Source organism: Glutamicibacter sp. AGC84 (genome assembly GCF_053543575.1).
In genome coordinates this window covers 151,797-164,819 of the sequence record NZ_JBLVOC010000011.1, presented here as the reverse complement: position 1 = coordinate 164,819, position 13,023 = coordinate 151,797, and the positions used below count along the sequence as shown (strand labels likewise).

General features: G+C 64.8%; 14 protein-coding genes. 6 read left to right on the top strand and 8 right to left on the bottom strand.

The window, feature by feature from the left end; genetic code table 11:
* Window positions 1-28: 28 nt before the first annotated feature.
* From prpB to ACNPN0_RS07640, 3 genes are read right to left on the bottom strand one after another with little or no spacing between them, the layout of a single operon-like run.
* Entirely contained in the window at window positions 29-958 is a 930-nt protein-coding gene (gene prpB, locus ACNPN0_RS07650; RefSeq protein ID WP_448938297.1) for a methylisocitrate lyase, read from the bottom strand.
* Window position 959: 1 nt separating this feature from the next.
* Entirely contained in the window at window positions 960-2,477 is a 1,518-nt protein-coding gene (locus tag ACNPN0_RS07645) for an MmgE/PrpD family protein (protein ID WP_105659036.1), read from the bottom strand.
* Complete coding sequence (locus ACNPN0_RS07640) at window positions 2,474-3,127, bottom strand: GntR family transcriptional regulator (RefSeq protein ID WP_105659037.1); 654 nt, start codon at window positions 3,125-3,127, stop codon at window positions 2,474-2,476. Before ACNPN0_RS07640 ends, ACNPN0_RS07645 begins: the two co-directional genes overlap by 4 nt.
* Window positions 3,128-3,315: 188 nt before the next feature.
* On the opposite strand from ACNPN0_RS07640, the gene ACNPN0_RS07635 reads away from it, so the two are divergent.
* A complete protein-coding gene (locus tag ACNPN0_RS07635) occupies window positions 3,316-5,232 on the top strand; it encodes an AMP-binding protein (protein WP_448938296.1) in 1,917 nt (638 codons plus the stop codon).
* Window positions 5,233-5,245: 13 nt separating this feature from the next.
* On the opposite strand, the gene ACNPN0_RS07630 is transcribed toward ACNPN0_RS07635, so the two are convergent.
* Complete coding sequence (locus tag ACNPN0_RS07630; RefSeq protein WP_332503127.1) at window positions 5,246-5,995, bottom strand: response regulator; 750 nt, start codon at window positions 5,993-5,995, stop codon at window positions 5,246-5,248.
* A 14-nt stretch (window positions 5,996-6,009) separates the two neighbouring features.
* Window positions 6,010-7,716 carry an ATP-binding protein gene (locus ACNPN0_RS07625; RefSeq protein WP_448938875.1) on the bottom strand — a complete coding sequence of 569 codons (1,707 nt, stop codon included), beginning with the start codon at window positions 7,714-7,716 and terminating at the stop codon, window positions 6,010-6,012.
* A gap of 167 nt (window positions 7,717-7,883) precedes the next feature.
* Between ACNPN0_RS07625 and ACNPN0_RS07620 the strand changes: the two genes are divergently transcribed.
* The 3 genes from ACNPN0_RS07620 to ACNPN0_RS07610 all read left to right on the top strand — a co-directional run bounded on the left by ACNPN0_RS07620 (window position 7,884) and on the right by ACNPN0_RS07610 (window position 10,362).
* A complete protein-coding gene (locus ACNPN0_RS07620; protein ID WP_105659041.1) occupies window positions 7,884-9,182 on the top strand; it encodes a cation:dicarboxylate symporter family transporter in 1,299 nt (432 codons plus the stop codon).
* Between the two features lie 115 nt (window positions 9,183-9,297).
* Complete coding sequence (locus tag ACNPN0_RS07615) at window positions 9,298-9,909, top strand: DUF459 domain-containing protein (protein ID WP_448938294.1); 612 nt, start codon at window positions 9,298-9,300, stop codon at window positions 9,907-9,909.
* 9 nt (window positions 9,910-9,918) lie between these two features.
* Window positions 9,919-10,362, top strand: coding sequence for a cytidine deaminase family protein (locus ACNPN0_RS07610; RefSeq protein WP_448938293.1), 444 nt, complete (start codon window positions 9,919-9,921; stop codon window positions 10,360-10,362).
* A gap of 16 nt (window positions 10,363-10,378) precedes the next feature.
* On the opposite strand, the gene ACNPN0_RS07605 is transcribed toward ACNPN0_RS07610, so the two are convergent.
* From ACNPN0_RS07605 to ACNPN0_RS07595, 3 genes are all read right to left on the bottom strand, one after another.
* Window positions 10,379-10,729, bottom strand: coding sequence for a VOC family protein (locus tag ACNPN0_RS07605; protein WP_105659044.1), 351 nt, complete (start codon window positions 10,727-10,729; stop codon window positions 10,379-10,381).
* 69 nt (window positions 10,730-10,798) lie between these two features.
* Entirely contained in the window at window positions 10,799-10,969 is a 171-nt protein-coding gene (locus tag ACNPN0_RS07600) for a maleylpyruvate isomerase N-terminal domain-containing protein (RefSeq protein ID WP_133834507.1), read from the bottom strand.
* A gap of 44 nt (window positions 10,970-11,013) precedes the next feature.
* Window positions 11,014-11,394, bottom strand: coding sequence for a hypothetical protein (locus ACNPN0_RS07595; protein ID WP_105659045.1), 381 nt, complete (start codon window positions 11,392-11,394; stop codon window positions 11,014-11,016).
* Between the two features lie 186 nt (window positions 11,395-11,580).
* Between ACNPN0_RS07595 and ACNPN0_RS07590 the strand changes: the two genes are divergently transcribed.
* Together ACNPN0_RS07590 and ACNPN0_RS07585 are read left to right on the top strand one after the other, a co-directional pair.
* Complete coding sequence (locus ACNPN0_RS07590) at window positions 11,581-12,477, top strand: ParA family protein (protein ID WP_013348536.1); 897 nt, start codon at window positions 11,581-11,583, stop codon at window positions 12,475-12,477.
* The coding region (locus ACNPN0_RS07585) for a segregation and condensation protein A (protein WP_448938874.1) at window positions 12,477-13,023 on the top strand (547 nt) is incomplete at its 3' end. The genes ACNPN0_RS07590 and ACNPN0_RS07585, both read left to right, overlap by 1 nt.

Here is a 13,023-nt window from a genome sequence, read left to right as displayed (position 1 = left end):
CCGCAGGGGGTAGTAGGTGCTTGCGAGCCTAGAGGTTCGCGCTGTTGGAATCAATGTCCAGGGTTGGGACCTGGAAGTTGAAGATTCCGGTGTCGAAGCGGTTGTAGGCCTCGTAGTCCACGAGCTCGTACAAACGTGACCTGGTCAACATGCTATCCACTTCACGGGCCTGGGTGCCATCCTCGCTGATGGCATCCAGTACGCGTTCAGCCGCGCCCATGGCGCTGCGCAGCAAGGTGACCGGATAGATGATCAGCGCGACGCCTGCATCGGCCAGTTCCTGGCGGTTGAACAGCTCGGACTTGCCGAACTCGGTCATGTTCGCCAGTACCGGCACGTCGACCGCGTTGCATACTGCCTCGAATTCGGCGACGTTCTTCATCGCCTCCGGGAAGATCGCGTCGGCACCAGCATCGACCATCGCCTTGGCGCGGTCGATCGCCGCATCCAGGCCATCGACCGCACGGATATCGGTGCGGGCCATGATCAGGAAGTTCTCATCGATGCGTGCATCAGCGGCAGCGGCGATGCGCTTGAGCATGGTGTCGGTATCCACCACATTCTTGCCATCCAGGTGCCCGCAGCGCTTCGGGTTGAACTGGTCCTCGATGTGGCAGCCGGCCAGGCCGGCGTATTCGAGTTCCTGGATGGTGCGGGCCACGTTCATCGGCTCGCCGAATCCGGTGTCGGCATCCACGATCGCCGGCAGGTCCGACATGCGCGCGATCTGCCCGGCGCGGGTTGCTACCTCGGTCAGCGAAGTCAGGCCGATATCCGGCAGGCCCAGGTCGTTGGCCAGTACGGCACCGGAGATGTAGATTCCGTCGAACTGCTTCTCGTTGATCAGCTTGGCCGAGAGCGGGTTGAAGGCTCCGGGGAACTGGCGGGCAGCGCCCGGGGTGAGCATCTCGCGCAGCGCAAGGCGCTTTTCTGCGGGGGTCCTGGTCGAGTACAGCATGCTAGAACAGGCCCTTCGGTGCGGCCGCGGCGTCGATGACGCCCGCTGCGGCGGCGATGTTCAGCTGGTCCAGTTCGCCGGCGGCCAGGTTTTCCAGGTTTTCCGCGGCCGCGATGAAGCGGTCGATCTCGGCGTCGTCCACCAGGCCGGCGGCCAGGGTGCGGAACTTGTTGATGTACTGCTCGCGGGCGAAGGGACGGGCGCCCAGCGGGTGCGCGTCGGCAACGGCGATTTCGTCGGTGATCACGGTGCCATCGTTCAAGGTGATTTCCACCGAGCCGCCGAAAGCCTTCTCGGCAATATCCAGCGAGTGGTAGCGGCGGGTCCATTCGGCATCTTCTTCGGTGGCCACCTTGTTCCACAGCTCCACGGTGTCGGCGCGGCCGGCACGCTCTGGCGAGTAGGAATCCACGTGGTGCCATGCGCCATCCTGCAGGGCCACGGTGAAGATGTACGGGATCGAGTGATCCAGGGTCTCGCGCGATGCGGTTGGATCGTACTTCTGCGGGTCGTTGGCTCCGGAACCAATGACGTAGTGCGTGTGGTGGCTGGTCTTGATCAGCACCGACTTGACGTTCTGCGGGTCGGTGGCCTCCGGGTGCTCGCCATGCAGCTTGCGGGCCAGGTCGATCCAGGCCTGCGCCTGGTACTCGGCCGAATGCTCCTTGGTGTAGGTGTCCAGGATGGCGCGCTTGGCTTCGCCGGCCTCTGGCAGCGGCACCTCGTAGGCGGCATCCTTGCCGTCGAGCATCCAGGCGATCACGCCGTCTTCGCCTTCGTAGATTGGCACGGGGGAAGTCTGGCCGCGCATCGCGCGGTCGGCAGCCTCGACGGCCATCTTGCCGGCGAAGGCCGGGGCATGGGCCTTCCAGGTGGAGATTTCGCCCTTGCGCGACTGGCGGGTGGCGGTGGTGGTGTGCAGGCCCTGGCCAACGGCCTGGAAGATGGTCTCGACATCCAGCCCCAGCAGGGTGCCGATGCCGGCAGCGGCCGATGGGCCCAGGTGCGCTACGTGGTCGATCTTGTGCTTGTGCAGGCAGATGGCCTTGACCAGGTCCACCTGGATCTCGTAGCCGGTGGCGATGCCGCGGATCAGGTCCTTGCCCGAAGCTCCGGTGTGCTGGGCAACGGCCAGGATCGGCGGGATGTTATCGCCCGGGTGGGAGTACTCGGCAGCCAGGAAGGTGTCGTGGTAATCCAATTCGCGCACGGCCACCCCGTTGGCCCACGCGGCCCATTCCGGGGAAACCTTCTCGGAAATGCCGAAGACGCTGGCGCCCGCACCGCCGGTGGATGGCGCGTGCGACAGTGCCTGGGCGCGGGCGGCAACGATCGGGCCGCGGTTCAGCGAAGCGATCGCGACCGAAGCATTGTCGATGATGCGGTTAATGATCATGCCGGCCACTTCTGCGGTGACCTCTACCGGATCGGCAGCAACCGTGGCGATCTTATGTGCCAGCTGGTCTTCGCGAGCCAGGTTTTCCTCTGAGCGGTATACGCGTACGGGGTGGTTGATCATGGTAACTGCCTTTCTGATCCGGCCGCATGGGCCATGATGTGGGTGAAGGATTCGTGCAGGTGAACTGTGGTGGCCGCGGCCGCGACCTCTGGGTTTCCGCTGGCGATTGCCCTGGCGATGGCCGCGTGCTCGGAAGCGGAAGCCTTGAGCCTTTCGGGATTGTCCTTGGCCATGCGCCGCACCCGTTGCAGGTTCACCCGCAAGGTGCGCAGGGCGTTGGACAGGTAATTATTGCCAGCTGCTTCGTCGATGGACTCGTCCAGCAGCTGCACCAGCTGGTAGTAGGACTCCCGCGATCCGGGAAGCTCCACTTCCGTGAGAGCTGCTTCGAAGCGGCTGGCCAGCTGCGTGAAGGCCGATCGCTGCGCGGACTTGGCAGCTTCGCGTGCGCTGGCGCATTCCAATGCCACGCGCAGTACGAACAGGTCTTCTACATGGTCTTCGCTGACCTCGGAGACGACAGCGCCGCGTCCGCGATGCTGAACCGCCAAGCCGTCGGCGACCAGCCGGCCCAAGGCCTCGCGCACCGGAGTGCGGGAAACGCCCAGGCGTTCTGACTGTTCCACTTCGGCCAGGACGGTCCCTGGAGCCAGGCGCCATTCGACAATGTCGGCGCGGAGGCTCTCGTAAACCTTGTCGCTTGCTCTCATGGCTCCAGTGTATACATGAAACCCGAAAATGTGTGAGTTGCGCCAAGTTCTTTTGGTATTTTTTCGAAATCTGTATACAAAGTGGTTGCGGTGATGTGATCGTACTCATACAGTTAACGCCAAGAGGACGACCTCAACCACCACACAGGTGCCGGATGATGATGCCCCGGTGCCAGGAGGAGAGAACCATGGTGCAGGAATACCGCCAGGCCTATGACCAAGCCACCAATGACCCCGCCGCATTCTGGCTGCAAGCTGCCCGGGATATCCATTGGGACAAGGCGCCGCGGATTGCGCTGGATGATTCGCGCAAGCCGCTGTATGGCTGGTTCCCGGATGGCATGCTGAACCTTTCGGCCAATGCGCTGGACCGCCACGTCGAAGCCGGACGCGGAGAGAGCGCCGCCTTGGTCTACGATTCGGCAATGCTGGGCACCGCCACCACCTACTCCTACTCCGAACTGCTGCGCGAAGTGGAAATCTTCGCCGGCGTGCTGGCCGGACGCGGCGTGAAGGCCGGTGACCGCGTGCTGGTCTACCTGCCGATGATCCCGCAGGCGGCCATCGCGATGCTTGCTTGCGCACGCCTGGGTGCAATCCACTCGGTGGTCTTCGGCGGCTTCGCGCCCAAGGAACTGGCGGCCCGCATCACCGACTGCGCCCCGGTCGCGATCATTACCGCCTCCGGCGGCATCGAGCCAAGCCGCCGCATCGAATACCTGCCGGCAGTGGCCGAAGCGCTGGGCCTGGCCGAGCCTGCGGTCAGGGACGTGATCGTTGCCCACCGCGATGGCTTCGAGCACGGCCTGGACGAATACCAGGCAAAGCCGGTCAACGGCCAGCAGATCAATTGGCTGGACTGGGATGAGCAGGCGAAGACCGCCTCGCCGGCCGGGCCGGTCTCCGTGCCATCCACCCACCCGCTCTACGTGCTCTACACCTCGGGAACCACCGGTGCCCCCAAGGGCGTGGTGCGCGACACCGGCGGCTACGCCACGGCCCTGCAGTACTCCATGAACGCGGTTTACGACGTGCATCCGGGAGATACCATGTTCACCGCCTCCGACGTGGGCTGGGTGGTCGGACACTCCTACATCGTCTATGCGCCGCTGATCGCCGGGGCCACCACGGTGCTCTACGAGGGCAAGCCCATCGGGACTCCGGATGCCGGCGCGTTCGGCCGGATCATCGAGGACCACAAGGTCACCACGATGTTCACCGCGCCGACTGCGCTGCGCGCGGTGCGCAAGGCCGACCCGGAAGGCGCGATGATCGCCAGCCACGATCTGTCATCGCTGCGTGCGCTGTTCGTCGCCGGCGAGCGGCTGGATCCGGATACCTACCACTTCGCCTCGAAGCTGCTGGGCATCCCCGTGGTGGATAACTGGTGGCAGACCGAAACCGGCTGGCCGATCGCGTCCAACCCGCTGGGCCTGGAAGAGCTGCCTGCCAAGGCCGGTTCGCCGACCACCCCGGTACCGGGGTTCGACGTGCAGATCCGCGATGCGCTGGGCGAGCAGCTCGGCGCGAACCAGGAAGGCAACATCGTTGTCCGGCTGCCCTTGCCGCCCGGCGCCTTGACCACCCTGTGGGGCAACGACCAGCGCTTCATCGACACCTACCTCTCGCAGATCCAGGGGTGCTACCTCACCGGCGATTCCGGCTTCCTGGACGACGACGGCTACCTGTTCGTCATGGGGCGAACCGATGACGTGATCAACGTGTCCGGGCACCGCCTGTCCACCGGTGCCATGGAGCAGGTGCTGGCCAGCCATCCCGCCGTGGCCGAATGCGCGGTGATCGGCCTGGCCGACGCGCTCAAGGGCCAACGGGCCAGCGGCTATGTGGTGCTCAAGTCCGGTGTGCAGATCCAGGAGGAAACGCTGAAGAAGGAAATCGTCGCGCTGGTGCGCCAGCACATCGGCGCGGTGGCCGACTTCCGCGAAGTCACCGTCGTGGCGGCGCTGCCCAAAACCCGTTCGGGCAAGATCCTGCGCAAGACCATGCGGCAGATTGCCGATGGCAAGGACTACTCGGTCCCGTCGACCATCGAGGACACCGCGGTGCTCGACGAGCTGGTGCCGCTGCTGCGTCCCGAAGCCTAGGGGAAACCAGAGCCTAGCTGCGCGAGGCTGCCCGGTATTCGTATTCCGGGCGGCCTCGTGTGCCGTGCCGGGGCTGCTTGACCACGGCCTTGACCTCGGCAAGATGCTCCAGATAGCGCCGGGCGGTGACCCGGGAGATGCCCAGCTCTTCTCCGAGCTCGGTCGCTGACAGGCAGGTATCGGGCTTGCTGCGCAGATGGTCGGTGATCTGCGCCAGCGTTTCCGGAATCAGCCCCTTGGGCAGGGACGCGGAAGCGCTGGTGGTGCGCAGGGCCGAGAACGCATTATCCAGCGCGGCCTGGCTGGTATCCGGGCCGGTGGAGCTGATCTCGGAAATGAACCGCCGGTGGTTCTCCAATTTCTCGGTGAACGCCGCGAAGGTGAAGGGCTTGATCAGGTACTGGGTGATTCCGGTGGCTACCGCCGAACGCACCACAGCCAAATCCCGCACCGCGGTAATGGCGATGATGTCGGTGGTCAGCCCGCGGCCGCGCATGCGCTTGGCGACGTCGATGCCGTGCAGGTCGGGCAGGGTCATATCCAGCAGGACCAGGTCAAAGGGATCCTGGGCATCGCGGGCCGCGGCCAGGAGCCCGAGCGCCTGCTGGCCGTTGGCGGCAATGGCGCCGGTGGCGAATCCCGGAACGCGGTTGACGTACTTGGCGTGGGAGGCGGCAGTTTGCGGCTCGTCGTCGACCACGAGCACCTTGAAGCTGTGCGAGGCGGTGCCCGGCGGGGGCGTGGCTGCAGGGGATTCGTGCACGGTACCCTCCTGGGCTAGTCGCTGATTCTCAAGGGCAAGGTGACGGTGAAGATTGCGCCGGCATCGTTATCAACACCCATTGTGCCACCTAGCCGCAGCACCGCCTGCTGCACCAGTGCCAGCCCCAGGCCGCGCGGCTGGCCGCCGGCCTTGGTGCTGGCCCCGAAGCGCAGCAGCTGATCGAGGAACTCGGGTTCGATGCCCGGGCCGGAATCGGCCACCGCGATGATCAGCTCGTCATCGGCCGCGGCCACTTCCACCCACACCGTCGCGTCCTGGGTGCCCGACGAAGCATCCAGCGCGTTATCCAGCAGGTTGCCGACGATGGTGACGATGTCGGTGGCGGCAAAGGCATTGCCCGGAATCATGCCCTGCGCGTTGATATCGAGCTTCACGCCGCGCTCATGGGCTTGGGCGGCCTTGGCCACCAGCAGGCTGGAAAGATAGACGTCGTCGATGGAATGCACGATCGCATCGGTGAGCTTCTGCGAATGCTGGCGGTCATCGACCGCGAAGGCCAGCGCCTTGTCGCTCTGGCCATTTTCGATCAGCGTGGCAATGGTGTGCAGGCGGTTGGCATGCTCATGGGTTTGCGCTCGCAGGGCGGTGGAGAAGGTCTTCAGCGATTGCACTTCGCCGGCCAGTTCCTGCACTTCGGTCAAATCGCGCAGCGTCATGACCTGGCCGGTCACCGGCTGGGAACCGAACCAGCGGGCCGGCAGCCCGCCGCGGCGGGGCAATCGCGCGTTGGTCAGGCGGGCCGGGCCCTGGGAAATGGACAGCACGGTGTGGGTGCCCAAATGGATTTCGTCCTTGCAGCTGCGTCCGGTCGCCATCAGGGTGCGCAGGGTTTCGGGGATCTGCACCTGGTCGAGGTCTAATCCGCCGGAAGGCACCTCCTCGGGGAAGCCGAGCAATCTGGAAGCTTCCTGGTTGTAGAGCACGATGCGGTGCCGCCGGTCCAGCAGGACCAGGCCCTCGCGAACCGAGTGCAGGGCCGAGAAGTAGAAGGCGTAGAGCCGGCGCAGCCCGTGCGGGCCGAAGCCGAGCGTGGCCTGGTTGACGTAGCGGGAGAAGGACCATGAGCTGAAACCCGCCAGCAGCAGGGCCAGCGCCGAAACGGTCATGATCTGCGGAAGTTCGCTGCGGTAGATCGACTCCAGGCTCTCCAGCGTGATGCCCGAAGAGACCATCCCCACCAGCTCGCCGTCGTGGTAGACCGGGGCGATGGTGCGCACCGATAGGCCCAAGGTGCCCGCGGCCACCTCGTTGTGGGTCTGGCCGGCCAGCGCCTGGTTGATGCTGCCCGAATATCCCTTGCCCAGCTGCTCGGGGTCGGGGTGGGTGACGCGCAGGGCATCGGGGGTCATGATCGTAATGAAATCCACGCCTTGCCCGCGGTCCAGGATCTTGTCGGTGTAGGGCTGCAGCTGCTCGGTGGGGCGATCGCCGGCCAGGGCCTGGGACACGAAAGGATCGTTGGCCAGGGTGATGGAAATCGTGGCCACCGTGGCCTGCTTGTCATCCTGGATCACCTGCGCCTGGTGCTGGTAGGTGGCGACCGCCAGGCCCACGACGACGAAGATGACCACCAGCATCTGGGCGGCGAAGATGACTACCGCCAGGGACCAGCCGTCGCGGCTGAGCGGTTCGGGGGAGGCGGCCTCGCGGGTGGGGCGGGCCAGCGACAGGTCGGTGAAATGATCGGTCACTGCGCTCATCTCCTTGTGCTGCCTGGTCCTTGTACTGTTCACCGCGTGACCAATATGAACGCAATGGAGATGCGGATCACTTCGAGCCGCACCATGGATACAGAACGATTCTACGTAATGCCGGCTGTGCAAGGGTGCACGGTTCGGTTCCATGCGCTCACAAGGGTAGGACTACCATGGCTGTCACAGACCAGATGCCGCCGGCAGGCAATTCGCCGCAGGCCGGAACGAAGAAGAAAGACAAGACCCACTGGCTGTACATCATGGTGATTGCCGCCGTGGTGCTCGGCGCAGCGGTCGGCCTGCTGGCCCCGGAGGTGGGCAAGGCCCTCAAGCCCCTGGGCACCGGATTCGTCGCACTGATCAAGATGCTGATCGGTCCAGTCATCTTCTGCACCATCGTCCTGGGCGTTGGTTCCATTGCCAAGGCGGCAACCGTCGGCAAGGTCGGCGGCCTGGCGCTGCTGTACTTCATCACCATGTCCACCTTTGCGCTGGCCATCGGCCTGGTCGTCGGCAACATCATCCACCCGGGTTCGGGGCTGAAGCTCGAGCCGTACGAGTCGGGATCCGGCGGCGGGGAGAACTCCACCGTGGCCTTCCTGCTGGAAATGATTCCGGGCGACATCCCCGTGCTGCCGACCCTGGTGCTGGCCCTGCTGGTCGGCTTCGCGCTGCAGTCCATGGGCAAGTCCGGCGAGCCTGTGCTCAACGCAGTCAAGCACATCCAGGCGGTGGTCTTCCGCCTGATGATGATGATCATGTGGGCTGCCCCGATCGGTGCCTTCGGTGCCATTGCCGCAGTGGTCGGCGCTACCGGCTGGGCCGCCATAGGCTCGATGGCGATCCTCATGGGTGCCTTCTACGTCACCTGCGCTCTCTTCATCGTCGTCGTCCTCGGTTCCCTGTTGCGCCTGGTCACCGGCCTGAACATCTTCCTGCTGCTGAAGTACCTGGCTCGCGAATACCTGCTGATCTTCTCAACCTCATCCTCCGAGTCGGCACTGCCGCGCCTGATCGCCAAGATGGAGCACGCAGGGGTGTCCAAGCCCGTCGTGGGCATCACCGTGCCTACCGGCTACTCCTTCAACCTCGATGGCACCGCCATCTACCTGACCATGGCGGCACTCTTCGTCTCAACGGCCATGGGCATGCCCATGAGCCTGAGCGAGCAGATCGGCCTGCTGGTCTTCATGATCATCGCTTCCAAGGGCGCAGCCGGCGTGACCGGCGCGGGCCTGGCCACCCTGGCAGCCGGCCTGCAGTCGCACCGCCCGGAACTGCTGGACGGCATGGGCGTGATCGTGGGCATCGACAAGTTCATGTCCGAGGCCCGCGCGCTGACCAACTTCACCGGCAACGCCGTGGCAACCTTGCTGATCGGCAAGTGGACCAGGGAGATCGACATGGACCAGGCCAAGGCCGTACTAGCGGGCAGCCTTCCATTCGACGAGAGCAGCGTCGAAGGCCACTAGGACCTTGCTGGAAATCCGTTATCCGACACGTTCGGGTAACGGATTTTCTGCGTCTGGGCGCCTTTGGCAAAATAGGGCCCAGCCGGGCGCAGCAGCCAGCAGGCGGAAAGGCATCATGGGTTCAGCGGTACGAGTGTGCTTTGTCGGCGATTCCTTCGTCGCAGGAGTCGGCGATGAAACCCATCGCGGATGGGCGGGGCGGCTGGTCGCCCGGGGAATCGAACGGGGCCATGGGCTCACCGGCTACAACCTCGGTGTTCGCGGCGATACCAGCGCCATGATCCGGCAGCGATTCGAAGCTGAATGCGCCGCACGCTTTCCGCCAGGGGATTACGCGCCAGGCGTGGTGCTCTGCTTCGGGGTCAACGACGTGATCCGCTGGGACGCGAAGCCGCGGGTGCCCGCCGGAGAACGGATCCAGAACCTCGAGGCCATCCTGGATGCGGCAAAGGAACGCAATTGGCCGGTTCTCATGATCGGTCCGCCGCCGATCGCCGATGATGCATTGAACGCGGAACTGCGCGAGCTGGATGCGCAAATGCGGGCACGGTGCGCGTCGAGGAATGTGCCTTATCTAAGCGTGTTCGGGGATCTCGCGGGACATGAGCTGTGGCGCCGCCAAGTGGCCGCCGATGATGGAGCGCACCCGCGCGCAGCAGGCTACGACCTGCTGGCGGGGATGGCCAGCCAGGCTTGGGACCCGTGGCTTGCGGAACTGGGCAGCTAGGCTGGAGCAATGAACGGGACACCGCACCGGCAGCAGTATCGTGCACTGGCAGACGCCGAAGAAGAACTGGTCGAACTCGCCCGGCGGACCATTGAGGCAGCAACCGACGCGCCCGATGGCGGCGACGGGGTGCACACCATGGGTGCCGCGGTGCTGGCTGCCAACGGCGCCATGCACGCGGGCGTGAATTTCTACCACTTCACCGGAGGCCCGTGTGCAGAGCTGGTGGCCTTCGGTGCGGCCCGTGCGGCCGGGGCAAGGGATCCGCAGGTGGTGGTGGCGGTGGGCAACCAGGGGCGCGGCATCAAAAGCCCGTGCGGGCGCTGCCGCCAGGTGATGGCTGATAGCTATCCGTGGCTGCGGGTCATCGTCGATACCCCGCACGGGGCGCGCAGCATCGGCATTCGCGAGCTGCTGCCGTTGTCTTTCGACTGGTTGGCCGAGCAAGCCTGAGAGCCTGATGCCCGGCTCAGCGCGAGAGGCCGGGCAAGGGCGAAGCGAGCACCACCCGGTTGCCGTCGGGATCCTGCAGCTGCACGATCCGTGCTCCGCCGCCGGGCTGCGGGCCGTGATGCCCGATGCCCGCATCCAGCAGGCGCGCGGCCTGCGCGTCGAGGTCGGCCACTTCCAGGACCAGCGTGCTGTATCCGGCACGGTCGGGCTCCGCGAAGACCTGGACTCCGAATCCCGGGGCCAGATGCCATTCGAGCAGCCCGTCCATGGGCCGCTGGTCCGGCGCCCGGTTGAAGAGCCGCGCGTACCAGTGCTCGGCTCGGGCCAAATTCGATACCGTGCAATTGCTGAGCATTCCCGTGAACATCTGCCTCGCCCCTTATGCCGCCGGATGCCGGCGCGTGTGGAACCATTCGACCACCGGAATGCGCCAGGATCAAGAACTTATCCGAATAGCCAGCGGATGATCGGGCTGGGCACCAGGGCGCTGCCCAGCCGGGGACTCCACGGCAGGATCACCCTCCAGTGCCTGGCCGGTGGCTTGGGCCAGATCGCAGGGGTGGTCGAGCAGGTCGCGTACCGTCCAAGCGGTGCATGGCGCGGGAATCCTGGCTCATGATGATTCCGGTTTTCGGCCCAGAAGCACACAGGTCAGTGGCCGGCCGCGGTGAGCAGGCGCTGCAGGCGCGGGCCGAACTGGACCTCATGATCCAGAGCCATCAGCTCGTCGATCGACGCGTGCAGCTGTTGCGCAGCGAGAATCGACTGGATGTACTCCCAATAAGCATGCAGCTCCTCGGCCCGTGTCCACCCCGGTGCCGGTTCATCCGGGCCCACCACAACCAACGCGGTTTCGCGGATTCCGGCCGGCGTCACCTGCGCCCATTCTTCGCTGCTGGACCATCCGCGGTCGTCGAGCACCACGATGAATAGCCCGTCGTCCAGTTGGGCCTGGAGGAGCACACGGACCCTTGCCTGCTTGCTGCCTGGCTCGGCTTCCGCCCAGCTGGCGAGCTTTTCAATGGTGCGCATCGCGCCCTTCCCGTAAATGCCAGATTGCGTTCAGCTCGCATACAACATTAGAGCTAAGGTTCAAGGTAAAGGCTCGCCGTGGAAGAACCCAAAAAACCAAGATCTTTTGCTTCGACCGATAACCTTGAAAAGAGCTTACAGCTCGAAGAATCAGGTTTATCGAACGGGAAGTGTGGTTTACCCATCGTGAGCGAGGAACAGGGAAACAAGCACCGCGGAGCGGGGATGCTCAAGGAGCCTCGCCCAGTGGGTCCTACTGGCAAGCCATTGACAGATTTCCCCGTGCCAGCACCGTTGCCATCGCACGGCCCGGCACGCGTGATCGCCATGGTGAACCAGAAGGGCGGCGTTGGCAAGACCACCTCCACCATCAATCTCGCCGCCGCGCTCGCCGAGTACGGCCGCAAGGTGCTGCTGGTGGACTTCGACCCGCAGGGCGCGCTGTCTGCCGGCTTCGGAACCAACCCGCATGAAATGGACATCACCGTCTACAACGTGCTGATGGACCGCAAGGTGAAGATCACCGACGCCATCGTGAAGACCGACGTCGAGAACATCGATCTGCTGCCAGCCAACATCGATTTGTCCGCAGCCGAGGTGCAGCTGGTCAACGAGGTCGCCCGCGAGCAGGTGCTGGAACGTGCGCTGCGCAATGTCATCGACGACTACGATGTGGTGCTCATCGACTGCCAGCCATCGCTGGGCCTGCTGACCATCAACGCGCTCACCGCCGCCCATGGCGTGATCATCCCGCTGACCGCAGAGTTCTTTGCGCTGCGTGCGGTGGCATTGCTGATGGAAACCATCGACAAGGTCAAGGACCGGCTGAACCAGGTGCTGGAGTTGGACGGCGTGGTGGCCACCATGTACGACGCCCGCACCCTGCACAGCCGCGAGGTCATCACCCGGCTGGATGAGGCCTTCGGCGACAAGCTCTTCGAGACCGTCATCAAGCGCACCATCAAGTTCGCCGACGCGAACGTGGCCGCCGAACCGATTACTTCCTACGCCGCCAACCACCCGGGCGCTGAGGCCTACCGCAACCTCGCCCGCGAACTGATTTGGCGTGGTGGTGCCCCGTAATGAGCGCCACGCTCAGCGAAGAAGCCGCCACCGATTCCACCACGCCAGCAGGAGCTGAGCAGGAATCGGCTGGCGGTTTTCGCCTTGCCCTGCAGAATTTCAACGGGCCCTTCGATGTGCTGCTGCACCTGATTACCAAACGCGAGCTGGATATTACCGAGGTCGCGTTGGCAGAGGTCACCGACGAATTCATCGCCTACCTGCGCGAGCTGCAAGCCACCAGTGCCGCCGAGGGGAGCGACGGGATGAAGGTGCTCGATGAAACCACCGAATTCCTCGTGGTCGCCTCCACGCTGCTGGATTTGAAGGCGGCCCGCTTGCTGCCGCGCGGCGAAATGGCCGATGAGGAGGACTTCGAGCTGCTCGAAGCCCGCGACCTGCTTTTCGCGCGGCTGCTGCAGTACAAGGCCTTCAAGCAGGCCGCCGAGTTCTTGGGCGAACGCTACGGAATCGAGGGAGCGCGCCATCCCCGCGAAGTCTCGCTGGAACCGCAGTTCGCGGCCCTGCTGCCGGAACTGGTGTTCAGCATCGGGCCCGACGCCATGG

Excerpts from the sequence above, each read along its gene's own strand:
- prpB (WP_448938297.1), bottom strand. The coding sequence starts at position 958 with ATGCTGTACTCGACCAGGACCCCCGCAGAAAAGCGCCTTGCGCTGCGC.
- ACNPN0_RS07645 (WP_105659036.1), bottom strand. The coding sequence starts at position 2,477 with ATGATCAACCACCCCGTACGCGTATACCGCTCAGAGGAAAACCTGGCT.
- ACNPN0_RS07615 (WP_448938294.1), top strand. The coding sequence starts at position 9,298 with ATGGGTTCAGCGGTACGAGTGTGCTTTGTCGGCGATTCCTTCGTCGCA.
- ACNPN0_RS07605 (WP_105659044.1), bottom strand. The coding sequence starts at position 10,729 with ATGTTCACGGGAATGCTCAGCAATTGCACGGTATCGAATTTGGCCCGA.
- ACNPN0_RS07635 (WP_448938296.1), top strand. The coding sequence starts at position 3,316 with ATGGTGCAGGAATACCGCCAGGCCTATGACCAAGCCACCAATGACCCC.
- ACNPN0_RS07640 (WP_105659037.1), bottom strand. The coding sequence starts at position 3,127 with ATGAGAGCAAGCGACAAGGTTTACGAGAGCCTCCGCGCCGACATTGTC.
- ACNPN0_RS07620 (WP_105659041.1), top strand. The coding sequence starts at position 7,884 with ATGGCTGTCACAGACCAGATGCCGCCGGCAGGCAATTCGCCGCAGGCC.
- ACNPN0_RS07595 (WP_105659045.1), bottom strand. The coding sequence starts at position 11,394 with ATGCGCACCATTGAAAAGCTCGCCAGCTGGGCGGAAGCCGAGCCAGGC.
- ACNPN0_RS07625 (WP_448938875.1), bottom strand. The coding sequence starts at position 7,716 with ATGAGCGCAGTGACCGATCATTTCACCGACCTGTCGCTGGCCCGCCCC.
- ACNPN0_RS07610 (WP_448938293.1), top strand. The coding sequence starts at position 9,919 with ATGAACGGGACACCGCACCGGCAGCAGTATCGTGCACTGGCAGACGCC.